This is a genomic window from Neptunomonas sp. XY-337 (genome assembly GCF_004959845.1).
In the GTDB taxonomy this organism is placed as follows: domain Bacteria; phylum Pseudomonadota; class Gammaproteobacteria; order Pseudomonadales; family Balneatricaceae; genus Neptunomonas; species Neptunomonas marina.
The window spans coordinates 142,001-159,408 of sequence record NZ_SPLL01000007.1; the positions used below are offsets into that span (position 1 = coordinate 142,001).

Genomic DNA, 17,408 nt, shown 5'->3' on the forward strand with positions numbered 1-17,408 from the left:
CTGCGGTTTTCATCAAAAAACGGCTGGAGAGTATACCGGATGCCTGCATAACACGCGACCTGCCATGAATGATATCGCGTGTTAACTTAGGTCTTATGATACGGCATGGGAGTGAGTGTTGGCCGCCTCGGCGATCAGCAATCCGTGAATCTTGGCGGGGTGGTCGGGTTTGGCGAGGAGGAAGCCTTGTATCTCATCACACTGGTGTTGGCGTAAGAAGGCTAGTTGTGATTGCTCCTCAACACCTTCAGCGACAACCCGCAGGTTTAGAGTGTGAGACATAGAGATAATCGCCTTAACGAGACTCTCGCCGTCCTCACTGCCGGGCACATCGTCGATAAATGAGCGATCAATTTTCACCGTGCTTACAGGCAAACGCTTCAAATAGATCAGCGACGAATAACCGGTGCCAAAGTCATCTACCGACATCTTCACGCCCAATGCGCGGATCGACTGTAGAGTTTCAATGACCATATCAAGGTCTTCGATCACCATGGTCTCAGTGATCTCAAGCTCAAGTAGTTCAGGGGCTAAATCGGCACTTTTGAGCGCCGCTTCGATATCGTTAACGAGCTCTTCTGAGTGCAGCTGGCGGGCCGATAGGTTAACTGACACAGGGACCGGACGCTCTAAAATCTGGTTCCAATCTTTCGCTGCTTGGCAGGCCCGGCGCAGCACCATACGCCCAAGTTCTACAATCAATCCACACTCTTCGGCTAACGCAATGAACTCTGATGGTGGAATCATGCCGCGAATAGGATGGTGCCAACGGATCAGCGCTTCGGCTGATAAAACACGTTGACCGGCGATATCAAAGCGTGGCTGATACACCAAGAAAAGTGACTGAGTATTAATTGCCATACGCAGGTTTTCTTCAAGCTGGATACGCGCCTCAGCCTGAGCGTTCAGTGCTTTATCGAAGAACATAACGTCATTTCGGCCACGTTCCTTGATGTGATACATCGCTGTATCAGCATGCTTTAAAAGTACCTGCGTGTTCTTTCCATCATCGGGATACAGCGCGATACCAATACTGGCTGAAGAGAACAGCTCTTTACCTTCACAAACGTAGACTTTCTTGAGTTCGCTTTGAATGCGGCGCGCAATATCTTGAGCAACATCGGATGAGCTCAGATCCGAGAGAATAACCGTAAATTCATCGCCTCCAAGGCGGGAAACAGTATCGCCGGGGCGAATATGCTGACGGATACGGCCGGCTGCTTCGATCAGCATTTTATCGCCGATATGGTGTCCGTAGTTGTCGTTGATCGGCTTAAAGCGATCTAGGTCGATAAAGAGCAGGGCTGTTTTACTACCCAAGCGTTCGGAAAGTTGCAGGGCTGACTCGAAGCGATCATAAAAAAGCGTACGATTCGGTAAACCGGTTAGGTTGTCGTAGTGAGCCAGCTTCTCAAGCTTCTGCTCAGCTTCTTTTAGATCCGAAATATCGGAGAATACGGCAACATAGATCTTTCCGCCGGTGGTCTCTTCCACAACGCTAATTGAGGCCCAAACAGGCAGTTGCTCGCCATTCGCGCGGCGCTGAGTGCTCTCGCCTTGCCAGCGGCCATGTTTATCAAGCGCGATCTCTATTTCAGGATGCTCAGCTAACAAGCTCAAGGCGAAGCGGCGTGCCCGCTGTGAAGAGTAACCGGTAATCCGCGTAAAAGCCGAGTTGGTTAGCACTTTGCCTTTATCGTTCATGATCAGAATCGCCTCAGCGGCGGCTTCAAATACTTTGTTTGAAATTTGCGCTTCTGCTTCGGCATTCACTTTATCGGTGATATCGGTGGTGATTCCGCCAATGGCATAGACTTCGCCGTTGTCGCGCAAAAGCGGAAACTTAGTGCATAGATAATGGCGAATCGTACCGCTTTGATCCATGCTGTATTCGCATTGTGCTGGACGGTGCTGGCTAACGACTTTAAGGTCAGCCTCCTGGAGGATTTCCGCTTGCTTTTGCGGGAGTAGATCGAAGTCATCGTTACCGAGGATGTCCATTTCGCGGCGTTGATAGTGCTCCGGCGCCTTTGGATTGATCATGATATATTTCAGATCGGCGCTTTTAATGAACATCAAGCTGGGCGCGTTATGAAAGATCGCATCGAGCTGGTTCTCTTGAGCGCGGATATCGCGCACCATCTCTTCTATCTCAGTTCCGACTTTATTGAACTCGTCAAATAGCCCATGTTGATAGGGTGTGGGGATAATCTGATATGGCACTTGCTCTGCGTATTCGAGCAACCTACCGAGCGAGCGTTGTGTTATCGATCGAATCAATGCCATAACGATCAAGCTGATCAGTATGACGGTGACGGCGCCGATTAACAGATTCTCGTTATAGGCGCGGGTCAGGATTAAAGAGGAGTTACCAGGCTTGTGCAGATAAAGGCGAAATGGCTCTCTACCGATTGTGAGTGAGTGGAAGTGAGCAGTACCATCACTAAGCGCTACAATCGGGCTGTTGGGCGTGGCAACGAGCAACTCATTGGGGTGTATCATGCTAGCTTCTAGGCTGCCGACATTGTCGCTACCCGAGAAGAAAGATAGGCTGCCCGCACCAGTGATCTCTTGGATCTCGGTGAGGAACCAATAGTTATCATTCACAAGAATATAAGCGTAGAGCGCCCCCATCACCTCGCCCAGTGATTGGCTGATGATCGGCGTTTTGTAACGTAGTAAATGAAACACGCCATCGTCTGTTTCAATGACGATGTTATCCCATGCGCGCATCGGCGTTGAGTCATCCGTGAACGTATTGAGCGCCAAGTCTAAACTGTACATGGACACGCCGTTTACAACGACTGAATCCAATCCATTCACATCGACAACAATGGCGTGAATCCGCTCTCCAGCGGGACCACGAATGCTGTCGCCAAGAATCATATCGATCGTCATGAAATCATTCGCAGCCGCACTGGCACGAATATCGTTACGCTTTGCTATCTCCTCTGCGACACCCGCTACACCTGTTAAGTACTCTTTGACCATGCGGCTAGCTACTTTATGGTCTTGGTCGTACGTCAGCTTGACCTCTTCGTTGAGCGCTGTTTGCGAGCCCTCATAAGCAAGCAACAACAGAGCGCCTGACACAAATAGTAGTGCCAGCACGACAATAGTGAGAATGGCAGTTGAAAAACGCAGACTACGCACTATGCAACGCCTGATCACGGTTTGGGAAAAAACATCTATTCATTGCTATATCGAAACGCACGTGTCTTGTATTTTTGAACCATCTCTTGGGATGTGTTTTGGTCGATCAAGACCATATCGCCCGAGTAGATGTGGGGAACTTGGGCGGCTTTGCCCTCTAGGTCGAGCTTGATGGCCTCTGCCATTGCCACACTCGCATCGTCGTTCATACGCATAACCGTTAGATCTAGTTCTTTGGCTTGTAGGGCTTGTAACTCAGCGTCCCCACCGCCCCAGCCATTGACTGTTACCTTATCTAACTTTCCTGCGTCTCGAAGTGCATCAAGCGCGCCAAGGGCAATATCGGTTGAGCATGCAAACAGCATATTCATATCGGGTTCTTTCTTTAAAAGCTGTGCAGTCGCAGCGCGTGCCTTACCGCGATTACCATCGGTGTAAAATCCGCCTATCATCGTGCTGCTGGAGTGTTTCTGCGCAGCATTTAAGAACGTGTCGCCGCGCATAACGGAAACATAGCCCTGTGAGAAATATAACAACCCAAAGCGATTCGACTGTTCGTCGTTGAGCATCCGCTCGGCCAGTAGCTCGGTGCCGAGGGCGTGGTCAAATCCTGTGTACATAAAGGGGCGCTTGAAGCGCCAGTCAGTGATAGGTGTTGTGATGTTTTGCAGAATCAATTTGGGTTTTCCGCGCAAGATAACGCGTTCGATCATACTGCGATGATGCAAGGCATCGACCGTAAATATGAGGTAGTCCGGCCGCCAGTGCAGGGCTTCAATCAACTGTTCTGCTTGAAGGTCTAGATCAACGGAAGGGCGCGAGAGATAGGTCTTTATCTCGTAATTAACCTTTAGGTCTTGCAGCCGGCGCTCAAAGGCTTTCAAACTGCGGCGCCAGTAATCTGAGCTTTGTACACCCGGATAGACAACCGCAACTTTTACTGGCGCGGTTTGCTGGGCTGTGAGCGCCTTTGGTGTGCTCCTGACAACATCAGAGAAGCGCGCCATGATCTGTGGCTGGTCTGGGTGTTCCGCTAAATAGTCGGTAACACGAATATATTCGGATTGAGGGCTCGCGTATCCGTTACAGGCTAAGATCACGCCAGCGAGTCCAACCAAGTAAGATGTAAGTTCACGTAGGCTGTTCATCTCGGACTCTCTGATGCTATTTATGTTATTGAATTTGAATTAAATAACTTCTTATTTACTCTAGTAAGAGTAGCACGGAATAGTGTGAGTGGAAGTAAGAGGCAAGGTTTTTGATAAGGGCAAAAAAAGCGCCCAGCGAAAAGAGAGATGTACTGGGCGCAAATGCTGGGAAAGTAGCGGGACGCCACTTTCGAGTAGTCGCTAGAGCGAGTGGTGATGAAGGACTAGCCCTAGCGAAAAACTGATGTGCAGTTGGTTAGCCTTTAACCAACTGAGTAAACTCAGCTGCGTTAATAAGGCCATCTTTGTTCGCATCTAGCTGCTCAAACTGTGCCACCAGCGCTTCAGATGCTTGCGCTTCTTCCAAACTGATCGCATGGTCGTTATTAGCGTCCAGTTGCTGGAAAAGCTCTGTGCCGTCTGCTTGAGCTAACGTTGCTGTGGATAGTGCGATCATTGTAGCTGTCATGATGTTTTTCATGTTTCTCTCCTGTCGCGCGGGCATATCAGTGCGCGTATTTGTAAGTTGATGTGTGTGGGTTGCAGAGCTTTATTTTTGCAGCGCGCGGAACTCATCCAAGCTCAGTTGGTTGTCTTTGTTCACATCGAGCTGACTGAACTGTTGTGCTAACTGCTCGTGGATTTGTGCTTCTTCCGCTGAGAGCATCTGGTTTGCATCAGCATCTAGTGTCTTGAAGAGTGCCTCGTGCCCATCGGCGAGGGCGTTGAAAGAGATAGCCATGACGGATAATGCGATAAGTTTTTTCATTTATAGATCTCCTGTTTTACAGCTTCGCTAACGCTTAGCGTGTTCCGTTACGCGGGTTGGATTAGCCTTGTAATAGTTGTTCGAACTCAGCGCGGCTAAGTTCGCCATCTTGATTACTATCGAATGTCTTAAACTTCGCCAGCACTGGCTTATAGGCTTGCGCCTCTTCAGAACTGATGGCTTGGTTGTTGTCAGCATCCAGTGCTTGGAACATATCTGAGCCGCCTTCAGGCTGTGCCATCAGAGTGGAAGAGAAGATGGCTGCTGCGATTGCGATAGTTTTTTTCATGAGTGGATCTCCTTACAGTCATGATGTTGTTGCGAAGGAGATAGCGAAAGCTGTGCCTGTTTCTTAAAAAGTTATTTAAAACAAAGGATTGGGTGTATTTTTTTTAAATACTAGAGGTGAGGGCGGACGTTTGAGGCGATATAGGTATCAAAGTGTTGCTTTTTGGTGACTTTTTTTGGGTGTTTATTTTTAAGTGTTATAAATCAATTGGTTATGATTCCAGAAATAGCGACTAATTTAGTAAGTCGCTATTTCTGAGGGCGTTTAGCTGTATTGAAGGCGCAGTCCCAGCTTACGTTTGGTGTTCTCTAGCACTGTGAGCACGGCAGGTATAAACAACAGGATCAGCAGGGTGCCATACGCTAGGCCAAAGACGATGGATGTTGCCATTGGAATCAAGAACTGCGCCTGTAATGAGGTCTCAAACAAGATAGGGGTAAGCCCCGCGATAGTCGTGAGGGATGTTAGCAAGACTGCGCGTAAACGCTGACATGCGGCCTCTTCTATAGCAGCTTCGACAGCCATGCCGCTGGCGCGTAGTTTTTGGTAGAAGGTCACCAAGACGATCGAATCGTTGATCACAATGCCTGATAAACCGAAGAAACCAAATAGCGACAGTATCGTAAGGTCCAGCCCAGACAGCGCATGTCCAAAGATTGCACCCGTTAAGCCCAGCGGAATAGCCAGCATCACGGTAATCGGCCAGCTGTAGGATGCAAATACCCAAGCCAAAATGATGTAGATAAGCGATAGGGCGATCAATAAGCCCAGCTTCATATCGGCCAGCGTTTCGCGCTGGTTTCGGTTCTTACCTTCGAAGCTTGCCTCCACACCCCACTTACCAAGGATGGCAGGAAGCGCACCTTCCCTTAGATCTGCAATAATCTCATTGGCATTGGCGACGGCTTCGTTAAGGTCTGCGGTCACGTTAATCGATAGCTGGCCATCCACTCGCTGCAGGGAGTCTAGGCCTTGCTTTGGTTCGAAGTGCACGATGTTGGCTAACGGTGCCGTTGAGCCATCGGGCAGCACAATGGGGATGCTTTCTAACGAGCGTAGTTGGTTACGTTCGTCATCTGGCAGCATGACGCGTACCTCAACCTCGTCTTGATCTTCGTAAAAGGTTTGAATCTCAATACCATTAAAGGCCGCGCTCAACTGTCGACCTACCTGCTGCAAACGCAAGCCGCTTGCTTCACCGGCTGGCGTTAAGGAGTAGATCAATTGCGGCTTACCGAAAGGTAAGTCGTCATCTACGTTGCTTAGCCCTTGATAACCTTTGAGTACCTCTTGGATATCAAGCGAGGCTTGTTTGAGGGCACCAATATCCGTGCCGATCAGCTTTATTTCGACCGGTTTGCCGCGTGGCCCGGTTCGAGACTGGTCGATCGTAAACTTCTCAACACCGGGCGGAACTTCAATTCGCTCGCGCCACTTGGTCACAAACTCGCGGTTGGTTATGTCACGTGTATCAACGGGGATCATCTCCACATAAAGAGAGCCAAATTCGTCACCGGTTGTGGGGCCTGCGGTGCGGCGGTCAGTGTTGATCTTGCCGACCTCCTGCACCGCGACCGTAAGTAACCCGCCGCCTAGCTCGGCATCTGTTGCCCGTAGGGTACTATCGAGATGGTTAAGAAAGTCGCGAACATGGCGATCATCGGTGCCCGATGTGAACTGTACATTGGCGGTAAAGTCCTCACCGTCGATGGCGGGGAAGAACACAAATTTCACGCGGCCGCCCATCACCAAGCCGATGGCGATGATGAAAATCCCCAAAGCGCTGGCTATCGTCGCCCAACGCAAACGAATAGCGGCGCGCACCACCCGTCTGAAGTAGTGATCGCGAAAGCGGTTAACACGCGCTTCGATTGCCGTACGCATCTTCGATGGGTGTAAGTCCTTTTTACTGTGCAGGCTATGGTGTAAGTGGCCGGGTAAGATTAGGAAACACTCGATCAGTGAGGCGACAATCACGCAGATCACCACGGTGGGAATATCGATTAGGATGTTGCCAATGGTGCCGCCGATGAGGAGCAGAGGAAGAAACGCGGCAATGGTTGTCATCGAGGAAGCAACAACTGGCGCTAGCATGCGCTGGGCACCTCCAATGGCCGCTTTTAGGCCGCTTTCCCCCATCTGTAGGTGGGTCAGCGTGTCTTCCCCCACCACGATGGCATCATCGACGATAATCCCCAGTGCCATGATCAGCCCGAAAAGGCTGATCATATTGATGGAGCCACCAATCATATAAAGAATGGCCAAGGTTGCCAGAAACGAAACAGGAATACCCACGGTAACCCAGAATGCGACACGCGCGTTCAGGAATAGAAATAGAATGATGATAACCAGGACCAAGCCGCCGAGACCGTTCTTTAAAAGCAGGTCGATCCGCGCCTGTACTTTCGTCCAAGACTCATCGAATACGATAAGCTCAGCCCCTTCAGGGAGGTCGGTTTTCGCATCTTGTAGCCAGGTGTGCATGAGCTTGGCGGCTTTCAGAGAGTCTTCGTTTTCGGTACGGCGCAGCTCAATTAGCACCGCGGGTTGGCCACGATAGTTAAGCTCAACCTGCTGATCTTTGGCGCGCCACTCAATGTCTGCCACATCACCCAAGCGTACCAGACGCCCATTGGCATCGGCGATCAGCGGCAGCTGCTGAAAACCCTCCACATCACGTTGCTGGCTGAGGCTACGGATCTGCTTGGCGCCTTCCTCTTTCGCGGCGGTGCCCGCAGGGAGATCGATACTACGTAGACCAACCTCTTGCGCAATGTCGTTTAACGACATACCTAATGCATGTAACTTTGCTGTCGGCACTTGAACGGCGATCTCTTCTGTAGGCAGGCCGTTAATATCAATTTTACGAATGCCGGTTTCGAGCAGCTCCCGCTCGATACGATTGGCTAGCGGGCGCAGCTCCTCAAGGGAGCTACGGTCAGACGTTAGCAGCAGCGATGCAATGGGCTCATAACGGATAATCCGCTGCACCACGGGTTCGTCGGCGTCACTCGGTAAAGAGGAGCGAATACCATCGATCTTCTGTTTGACCTCATCCAGCGTGTATTGGACATCGGTGCCTTCGAGTAGCTCCAGGCGAAATGACGCGCGTCCTTGGTTGCTGGTGGCATAGAGTGTATCCAGCCCATCAATCGAGCGGATCTCCTCCTCAATCGGCAGTACGATGGAGGTCTCTACATCCTCAGCCGCCGCACCTGACCAAGTCACACCAACGGTAATGATATCGAGCTCAAACGAGGGGAAAAATTGCGTATTTAGCTTTTTAACGCCCCATACGCCCGCCAAGATCATCAGGATCATCAAAAGATTGGCGGCAACGCGATGCTGCGTAAACGTTGCGGTTAAACTATGTAGAGGGCCAGAGTAGGTCGACATATCACACTACTCCGCGATCTTAACTGGCAAGCCTGAAATGGCATTGGGCAGTTGGGTAATAATGACCTGATCATCCGGCTTAAGAGCCTGCGAGCGCACCAGTACACGGGTTTCTCCAGCACTAGTCTGTGTGTTGCCAATGCGCTCAACGTTAACCGCTTCTAAAGCACCATTTTGAACACGATAGACACGATCAATGCCATATAACGCCAGCGGTGGTAGGGCAATGGTGTTGTCTTGAGGCGCTAGGGCAAGTGTGAGCGATAGGGTGCGTCCTGTCTCGGGGGCAAAGCTGCCTTGCTGCAGGTCGAATAGTGCATCAACGCCCGCTTTCCCCGCCGCTACTGAGCTGGCCAAGCGTGCTAGCGTTAGCGATACCGCTTGCCCGTCAACTTGTGTTTTCGCCTGTAATTGCTGACCTGCTGCCAGTGATGCGCGCACTTGCGCCAAGTCTTTTGATGGGATTTGCGAACGGATCTGGATCTCACTGGGATCGTATAGCGTGGTCAAGATCTCGCCGCTGCGCACTCGGTCACCCACGGAAACATCCACACTCGCAATTTTCCCAGCAAAGGGGGCTGTGACAGAGGTTCTGTCTAAATCGAGCTTGGCGGCGTCATGGGCTGCGCTAGCGCGAGTGAGTTCGGCTTGCAGCTGAGCTTTACGGGCCGAATAGCTGCGAATGGCTTGCTCGCGGTTATTCAGTGAAAGGGCTTGCTGTTGGTAAGCACGCTTCGCGTTATCTAGCTGATCTTCTGAGCTGACTTTACGTTTGGCAAGATTTTGAAAACGCTTGACTGATTTCTCGGCTAAAGCGTACAGCTCTTTTTCAATGCGCAGCGCCGCTTTATCAGCGCGATGCTGAACCTCTAAGGCATCCAACTGTGCCTTGATGCTTTGTAGATTACCCTCTTGCTGGCGTAGCGATAGCTCTGCGTCGCGCGGGTCAAGTTGTAGTAGTAGATCACCCTTGGCTACAGTTTGGCCCTCTTTAACGGCAACTTTTTCCACATAAGCGGTAACGGCGGCGGTGAGTTTTGATGCCGCTGGAGACTCCACCTTTCCGTAAAGCACTAGCTCCGGTTGATGGCGCTCAAATGCGACCGGCTGGGTTTGTACACTCCATAAGCGCTGCTGCGGCGGCTTAGAGCTGGCAACAGGTTTACTCCCCTTGAGGTACTGAAAAATGAAGACTGCAGCGGCTAGAATAAGCAGCGGCAGGAGCCATTTCATGAGGGTTTTAGCAAGGGAGGGGCGTGAATCTGTCTCCACAGCTGACATCTAGTTCACCTTATTCAGTTTTATTCCATTCACTATACGCATCAGGCCGGTAAACGGTTGTTTGCCGTTAACGCAGCACCAGATATCTCTGCTATCAAGCTGAGAGTCAGACGCTAACTTATGATAATCTAAAGCCCAGCGTTTGTAGTGAAACCTATAGATGTGTTTACCAAACTTTACATTCTACTCTGCTAATCTATCCAGGGTGAGCCTGCTATCCACCTATTACCTAAATCAATAAAGGATGAAATGATGCGTAAAGGGGTTGTTCTAGGGTTAAATCCAACGGGTTTTCATCGTATTGCTTACCGCGAGTGGGGCAGCCAAGATAACGAAAGAGTCTTAGTTTGCGTGCACGGTTTAGCACGCAATGGCCGGGATTTTGATGAGATCGCTAAGGTATTGTCGCGTGAATATCGCGTTATTTGCCCCGATATGGTTGGTCGGGGAGAGAGCGACTGGTTGCCGTCTGCAGCGGCTGCACACTATGCGATCCCCCAGTATGTTTCTGATATGACAGCGCTGTTGGCGCGATTAAACGTGACATCTGTTGATTGGCTGGGGACATCAATGGGCGGCATTATTGGAATGGCGATGGCTGCATTGCCTCAGTCGCCGATTCGTAAGCTGATTCTTAACGATATTGGTGCGTTTGTCTCTAAAGAAGCATTGGCTCATATTGGGGATTATCTGGTACCCAAGTACTTCGCTGACCTCTCTGAGGCCAAAGCCTTTATGCAGCAGACCTACCCAGGTTTGAGCAAGATTTCAGCGCAGAGCTGGGATACTCTTGTTCAGTACGGCTTTCGTGAAACCGAGCAGGGTTGGACACAGCACTACGATCCAACGATTGGCGATATCACCCGAGCCGCGGCGTCAGAGGATGTTGATCTGTGGGCTATTTGGCGTGCGATTCAGTGCCCACAATTACTGATCTGGGGCGACCAATCAGATGTGCTAACAGAGCCAACAGTAACGCAGATGTGCAACGAAAACCCCCAGCTCGATCTATATCGCGTTGCTGGCGTGCCGCATGTACCGTCATTGATGGAGACGGATCAAATCAGTCATGTTTGTGAGTGGTTACGTACTCACTAATTGGTAAGCAGGAGGATGTCACACCCATGTCATTGTGGCCGAAAGAGCAGTTGTGTTTGAGCTATGAAGCGCGCAAGCAAGCTGTGGATAAGGTGGAGGAGGCGTTCGCGTCTGCGCTAGCTTCCCTCAAAGTAGATATTGGGCTCAAAGAGATGTTTGAGTCGATCTATGTGCCACTCGGAGCATGGTTATATCAGCGACGTTTACAGCAAGATGGGCCGCTGGTGGTAGGCATAAATGGTGCTCAGGGCGCGGGCAAATCAACGCTGTTTAATCTGATCGAAGTGATCCTCAGCGAGGGGTTTGGGCAACGTGTTGTGGGCTTTTCTTTGGATGATCTTTACAAAACGCGGGCGCAGCGTGAAAAACTGTCTGAAGCGGTTCATCCATTGCTCATGACACGTGGCGTGCCGGGTACGCATGATGTTCAGCTGGGCATCGATATTATCCACTCCCTCATCAAAGGTGATGCCGAGCAGCCGACCAAAATTCCTGTTTTTGATAAATCAACTGACGACCGTTGTCAGACAGCCGTGTGGCAGGAGTGGGTAGGGCCTGCGGATGTGATTGTCTTTGAAGGTTGGTGTGTGGGCGCGATGGCGCAGACACAGGATGCGCTTGATGTGCCGATCAATACGCTGGAACGAAATGAAGACGCCAGCGGCGAATGGCGACAATACGTGAACGAGCAGTTAGCTGGGCGCTACCAACAGCTCTTTGGCATGATCGATACTTTGGTGATGCTGAAAGTTCCGAGTATGGAGGCTGTATTTGAGTGGCGCTCGTTACAAGAGAAGAAGCTGGCGGAGCGGGTAAAATATATCTTTGACACTCAGCAGCCGACTGATCACCTGCGCATCATGAATGAGCAAGAGATTGAGCGCTTTATCCAGCACTACGAGCGTTTAACGCGCACGATGCTGGATGAGATGCCAAACCGAGCAGATATCACGCTTATGCTCAATGAAAACCACAAAATTAGTAAAATCCAGATCAATAACCCGCTATAGAGCGGCATTTGCACGCTAAGCAGTGAGGTAATAAAGATGAAGAAGTTATTTGCAGCAACGCTGCTGGTTGCTCTAACCGGCTGCCAAAGCGCTTACTACTCGGCGATGGAGCAAGTCGGTGTCCATAAGCGCGATATTTTGGTGGATCGTGTGGAAGAAACACGTGATGCTCAAGGTGAAGCGCAAGAGGAGTTTCGTGATGCGCTCGAACAGTACCGCGCTGTTGTGCAGTTTGATGGCGGTGAGTTAGACCAGCTCTATGAGCGCCTGCAAGCTGAGTATGATGATAGCTATGATGCTGCAGAGCGTGTATCTGACCGTATCCGCAGTGTTGAAAGTGTCGCTGAGGCGCTATTTGAAGAGTGGGATGAAGAGCTGCTGCAGTATCAGAGTGATCGGTTACGTGTACAGAGCGCCCGCCAGCTACGTGATACGAAAGCTCGCTATCAGAGTTTGATCGCGACCATGAAGCAGGCTGAAAAGCGCATGCAACCAGTGCTTTTAGCGTTGAACGATAACGTGCTTTACCTCAAGCACAATCTAAATGCGCAAGCGGTTGGCGCGCTGAAGGGGGAGTTTGCTAACATCCGTCAGAACATTGATCGCCTAATGCGTGATATGCAGCGCTCTATCCGTGAATCGGACGCATTTATCGCGTCGATGGATAAGAAACGTTAAATCGGCAACAACACGGTGGAAGCGACGCCGTGTACCACCTTATTGATGGCGCGATCATTTTTATCAGAGATGATCTGCGCCAGCACATCTTGAATGGCAATCATCTTGCCGAAGAGACGCTCAAAGCTGAAGTTAGATAGCCCACTTTGTGCGTCAATACTGTTCGCCAGAATAAACAACTCACCATTGGCCGCGCGGCGGCTATTAAGCTGCCAGGCTATTGATTCAAGGTTGCGAGCACAGTGGTAGATCTTCTGCTGGTCGAGATCATCAAACATAAAGTACTCCGTTTGATGGTTGTAGGCCGTATGGAGCATGCCTGCGATACCCGCCATCAAGGCAAACACGCGATCACCCTTGAAGTTTGGATCAAATGCTAACGGAATTGCGCGGTTGCCGTAGGCCCCGTTCAGCTCATTGAAGTTGACCGTGTAAGGCGTGTTGAAGAGTAGTTTAAGACGCTTCTCGACTGTCATTCCCGGAGGGCCTTTGCGCAGCTCGCGGGGGTTGCGCTTATAGAGTTTGACCATCAGTTGCGCAGCAAGGCGGTTAGTTTCGCTGATGTGTCGGTCGATGACCATATCGATATCAGACTTGGCTAGCGTTTTCAGATTAAACGATGGCACGGTGCCCGCGGTACACCCACAGAGGAGCGCTAAGGATGAAACTAGCAATACGATACATAAGCTTCTTAACATCCTGACCTCGCTATCGGTTTGATGTAACCGTAAACGTATCGCCTGATTGTGCCGGGGTCCCGTTCGTGGGCGAGGTAAAGCTCAAACCGCCGCCTACCAGTGTTTCAAGGCTTTCGGTTTGGATATCTAGCCCACCCAGAAGGGAGAAATCCACCCGCAAACCGCTGATATTGGCAAACTCGCTCTGTTTTTTTACGAAATTGGCATATTCAGGCGCAACATTGAGGAAAATTTCTACCCAAGGCTCAGTTGGGTGTAGGTCATACCCGACAACCGATCCAACAGGGACTTGGCGATAAAACACAGGGGAGCCTTTTACCAAAGACCCTAGCTGAGCTGCACGCACAATAATATTTAACCCATTACGATCTTGAAACGGAGGCGTCTCACGCAGGCCAGTGAATTGAACCTTCGCGGCGCCATCGCCTTTGCGCGCTTCGACATAGTTACCGAGTATGACGCCTTCGGGGTTTTCGATGCTACTCAGACGAATGACAGGTTCAACAATCCAGAAATCGCTACCCTCGCGTGCTAGGAAGTGTCCGTCACGATAGAGATCGATATCAGCCTCGATGGCCTTTCCTTCGTTGACAACGCGCACTGTCCTGACTTTACCCACGTTTTGCCCTTGATAACGGATATCGGCCAAAGGCTGCAAGTTTTTACCCGTTGGGAAGGTGACACGGATCGCGAGTGGCTGCTGTACACTGCTTTCGTGGTCGGGATAGAGTGTAAATAAGTGGTTGGCTTTGACCTTCGCACCTTGTTGTGGGTTTTCGAAGGCGATACCGCCGCGTAGCAGTGATTTGAGTGATTCGGTACGAATACGCGCTTCCTTCAGGCTGACTTGAGCGTTGATGCCGCTGACATCCCAAAAGCGGCTACCCTCGTGGACAAGGTGGCGATATTTCGCTTCGACCTCAGCAAAAATCGTTAAGCTGCGGCCATTCTTATCCAAAACGGTTTCCAGCACCTGCCCAACCGGGACCTGTTTATAGAGGATAGGTGCGCCTGATGTGAGTGACCCTACAGACTCTGTATGAAGGCGAAAGCGCAGTGTTTGTGCGCGATTTGCATCGGCTAAGCGGCCATTTTCTGTTGCAGCTTGATAGTCTTCAAACAGAGAGTAGATTTTATCTTTGCTAACCGGAGTGCGTTTTTGCGTCGGGTTAAAGAACGCGATCCCGCCTTGTAACAACGCGCTCGTGGATTCTGTACGTAATTTGATTTCGTCTATGTTTGCCGACAAACGTATTCCACTGGCGTTCCAAAAGCGGCTATTACCCGACAATAAATGCGCATAGCGTTGTTCGATAACGGCGTGAATCACCACGTAATCGCCAGCGGTAGCCAGCTCATAGCTGATCACCTCCCCAACCGGAAGCTGACGATAAAGTAATGGCGAACCCTGCGTAATAGAGCCTAGCTGTTTGGTGTGTAGCTCGATAGAGGCTCCCATCGATAGCTGGCGCTTGGCAGGTGGAATCGTCAGTGCCGTAAACTGGCGTTGTCGCTCGCCTTGGCCGGCGTCTAGTTCGATATAGCTGCCACGCAGCAAGGCGCTGAGTTTTAAATTATCCAGTGATAGATCGGGTTTTTGTAGCCAGAAACGGCTGCCGCTGCGCAGCATATCCTCCGCTCTTGGGTCGATCAGCAGTGTGGCGTCGAGGTGTTTGAAGTCGTCAGTTAGCGCAACGCGTGTCACGCGGCCCACCTGTACGCCACGGCTTTGCACTTTCGCACCCTCTGTTAGCTCCGTAGCGCCCGGAAAGCGTAGGGTGATCTCAATACCATCTTGAGCATCCTCAAAGTCACCAAAGAGCGTAAACAGTGCTCCACTTTGCGCGGCCGGCGAGTCTGTTTGTGGTGTTGAGAAGTGGATACCCCCTGCAATTAAAGATGCGAGAGAGCCGACTTCGATATCGATCTTAGGCAGGTCTGCTTTGACCTTGATGCCGCCAGCATTCCAAAAGCGCGTATTTTCGCGGATAAGGTGGGTATAGCGTGGCTCAATATAGACCTCTATAAGTACCTCTTTGCCATCTTTACTGAGCGAATGGCTGAGCACCTCGCCGACAGAAATATCGCGATAAAACACGTTCGCACCCTGATACACCGAGCGAGCACTGTCGGCGGTGAGAGTCAGATAGAGCCCCTCCGCATCTTTAATCGGCGGGGGCTGCTGATTTAGCGCCGTGAACTCGCGTGTCGAGTTGCCACCAAGGCCAGGCTGAAAGCCAATGTAGTGCCCAGAGAGGAGCGTCTCGAGCCCGCGCACACCCGATAGAGACACTTGCGGCTTAACAAGCCAGAACTTAGCTTTGTCGGTGAGCGAGTCATCCGCTTGCGGTGCCATCTCGATAAATGCGCGAACTTGGCGTAAATTTTCGTCAATTTCGAGCTTTTTAACGACACCTGCCGGTAAACCACGGTAAAGCACTTTTGTCTTGTTGGCCTCAAGGCCTGCGGCAGAGTCAAATAGGACTTCAATCTTAATGCCGCGGTCCGTGTAGTTTTTGTAGACCAGCCAGCCTGCGATAATGGCGGCGATGAGCGGCAGGAGCCATACCGCAGAGGGCATACGTCGGCGGCGGATGATAGGGTCGTTATCGCTCATTGCGACTCCTCGAGCTGTTGTAAGTGCTTATCCCAAATAAGGCGCGTATCGAACACCGTGGCGGATAACATTGTTAGAATCACTGCGGCTCCGAATGCAGTGGCACCCACTTCACCATTGATGGAAGCGAGGTTACCGAGCTGCACAATGGCGGCCAAAATCGCCACAACAAAGATATCCAGCATAGACCAGCGGCCGATCCATTCGACAAACCGGTACATTAGCATTTTCTGGTGCAGGTTGGTGACAACACCTCGCTGCACGGTTAACAATAAAATCACCATCCCCACCACTTTAATCAGCGGAATAATGACCGATGCGGTGAGCACCACAAAGGCGATTCCCAGCATATCGTACTCGATAAGATCAATAACGCCGCCAATAATGGTGGAAGGTGCGCCTTGTCCTAATGATTTGAGCGTCATGATCGGCAGCATATAAGCTGGAATGAGAGCAAATGCCGCGCTGATCAGCAGTGCCCACGAATAGGTGATCGAGTGCGGACGCCGCTGGTGGACCTTAGTGCCGCAGCGCGGACAGGGCTGCCCATCGTAACTGTGCGGTAACGTTTTGTGGCACTGAGTACAGCACAACAAACCTTGTTTAAGTGCGCTATGGCTCATCGGGCGCGCTCCAACTGCTCAATGCGCCGCCAAAAACGGTGCTGGTCCAACTGTGTTGAGGTAATGAGCGTCGTTAAGATAAGCGCCGCCATGCTGTATAAACCAATCCCCGGTGTGACCTCGGCAATATCGACAAGTTTAATCATCGATACAAAAACACCAAGAAGGTAGATCTCTAACATCCCCCAGCTATCGAGCTGCTGGTAACTGCGCATCGCCCAAGAGAGCCCGCGGCTGCGCCGATGAAACATCAGACTGGCGCTGAGATAAACCATCAACAGCATTTTGATAAACGGCACAATAATCGCTGTCATCAAAACGAGCGCGGATACGGCATACAAGCGGCTATCGTAGAGCGCCACCACCGAACTAAAGATCGTCTCTTGTTGTGCCAGACCTAGCGCTTGCAGCGAGAGAATCGGAAATAAGTTGGCAGGAAAGAATAAGATAAGGCCGGTAATTGCCAACGCTAACGTACGCTCGACTGAGCGGTGGTGACGTGCCACCAGCGTGTAGCCGCAGCGTGGGCAGTTGGCTTCCTGCTTATCGGGGACTGCTCGCTGATGCATGAGGTAGTCGCATTCAGGGCAAGCCCAGAAACGGTGGGCATGTCGAGTTTCGGAGCGAGGTGGCATCGGTTGAGATCAG

14 protein-coding genes are annotated in these 17,408 nt (G+C 51.1%); 3 read left to right on the forward strand and 11 right to left on the reverse strand.

The window, feature by feature from the left end; all coding sequences use genetic code 11:
* Positions 1-93: 93 nt before the first annotated feature.
* From E4L36_RS15510 to E4L36_RS15540, 7 genes are all read right to left on the reverse strand, one after another.
* Positions 94-3,153 carry an EAL domain-containing protein gene (locus tag E4L36_RS15510; RefSeq protein WP_136681354.1) on the reverse strand — a complete coding sequence of 1,020 codons (3,060 nt, stop codon included), beginning with the start codon at positions 3,151-3,153 and terminating at the stop codon, positions 94-96.
* Positions 3,154-3,188: 35 nt separating this feature from the next.
* The gene (locus E4L36_RS15515; RefSeq protein WP_136681355.1) at positions 3,189-4,301 is read right to left on the reverse strand and encodes a substrate-binding domain-containing protein; all 1,113 of its coding nucleotides are present in this window, start codon (positions 4,299-4,301) and stop codon (positions 3,189-3,191) included.
* 256 nt (positions 4,302-4,557) lie between these two features.
* Positions 4,558-4,782, reverse strand: coding sequence for an EF-hand domain-containing protein (locus tag E4L36_RS15520; RefSeq protein ID WP_169051562.1), 225 nt, complete (start codon positions 4,780-4,782; stop codon positions 4,558-4,560).
* A 69-nt stretch (positions 4,783-4,851) separates the two neighbouring features.
* Positions 4,852-5,070 (reverse strand): calmodulin, encoded by a 219-nt coding sequence (locus E4L36_RS15525; protein WP_136681356.1) that lies wholly within the window; start codon positions 5,068-5,070, stop codon positions 4,852-4,854.
* Between the two features lie 61 nt (positions 5,071-5,131).
* Positions 5,132-5,359, reverse strand: coding sequence for an EF-hand domain-containing protein (locus E4L36_RS15530; protein ID WP_136681357.1), 228 nt, complete (start codon positions 5,357-5,359; stop codon positions 5,132-5,134).
* A gap of 264 nt (positions 5,360-5,623) precedes the next feature.
* The gene (locus E4L36_RS15535; protein ID WP_136681358.1) at positions 5,624-8,755 is read right to left on the reverse strand and encodes an efflux RND transporter permease subunit; all 3,132 of its coding nucleotides are present in this window, start codon (positions 8,753-8,755) and stop codon (positions 5,624-5,626) included.
* Positions 8,756-8,761: 6 nt separating this feature from the next.
* Positions 8,762-10,036 carry a biotin/lipoyl-binding protein gene (locus E4L36_RS15540; RefSeq protein ID WP_136681359.1) on the reverse strand — a complete coding sequence of 425 codons (1,275 nt, stop codon included), beginning with the start codon at positions 10,034-10,036 and terminating at the stop codon, positions 8,762-8,764.
* Between the two features lie 252 nt (positions 10,037-10,288).
* On the opposite strand from E4L36_RS15540, the gene E4L36_RS15545 reads away from it, so the two are divergent.
* Genes E4L36_RS15545 through E4L36_RS15555 form a run of 3 tightly spaced genes read left to right on the forward strand, consistent with a single transcriptional unit; the run spans position 10,289 to position 12,822 of the window.
* Positions 10,289-11,134, forward strand: coding sequence for an alpha/beta hydrolase (locus tag E4L36_RS15545; RefSeq protein ID WP_136681360.1), 846 nt, complete (start codon positions 10,289-10,291; stop codon positions 11,132-11,134).
* 26 nt (positions 11,135-11,160) lie between these two features.
* A complete protein-coding gene (locus E4L36_RS15550) occupies positions 11,161-12,144 on the forward strand; it encodes a hypothetical protein (protein WP_136681361.1) in 984 nt (327 codons plus the stop codon).
* 36 nt (positions 12,145-12,180) lie between these two features.
* Entirely contained in the window at positions 12,181-12,822 is a 642-nt protein-coding gene (locus tag E4L36_RS15555; protein WP_127694844.1) for a DUF2959 domain-containing protein, read from the forward strand.
* On the opposite strand, the gene E4L36_RS15560 is transcribed toward E4L36_RS15555, so the two are convergent.
* Genes E4L36_RS15560 through E4L36_RS15575 form a run of 4 tightly spaced genes read right to left on the reverse strand, consistent with a single transcriptional unit; the run spans position 12,819 to position 17,395 of the window.
* On the reverse strand, positions 12,819-13,520 hold the full coding sequence (locus E4L36_RS15560) for a hypothetical protein (RefSeq protein WP_136681362.1): 702 nt from the start codon (positions 13,518-13,520) through the stop codon (positions 12,819-12,821). The genes E4L36_RS15555 and E4L36_RS15560 overlap by 4 nt on opposite strands.
* A 10-nt stretch (positions 13,521-13,530) precedes the next feature.
* Positions 13,531-16,137, reverse strand: a complete 2,607-nt coding sequence (locus tag E4L36_RS15565; RefSeq protein WP_136681363.1) for an MlaD family protein — start codon at positions 16,135-16,137, stop codon at positions 13,531-13,533.
* On the reverse strand, positions 16,134-16,760 hold the full coding sequence (locus E4L36_RS15570) for a paraquat-inducible protein A (protein ID WP_136681364.1): 627 nt from the start codon (positions 16,758-16,760) through the stop codon (positions 16,134-16,136). Before E4L36_RS15570 ends, E4L36_RS15565 begins: the two co-directional genes overlap by 4 nt.
* On the reverse strand, positions 16,757-17,395 hold the full coding sequence (locus tag E4L36_RS15575; protein ID WP_127694848.1) for a paraquat-inducible protein A: 639 nt from the start codon (positions 17,393-17,395) through the stop codon (positions 16,757-16,759). The genes E4L36_RS15570 and E4L36_RS15575 overlap by 4 nt, the downstream gene beginning before the upstream one ends.
* Positions 17,396-17,408 lie beyond the last annotated feature (13 nt).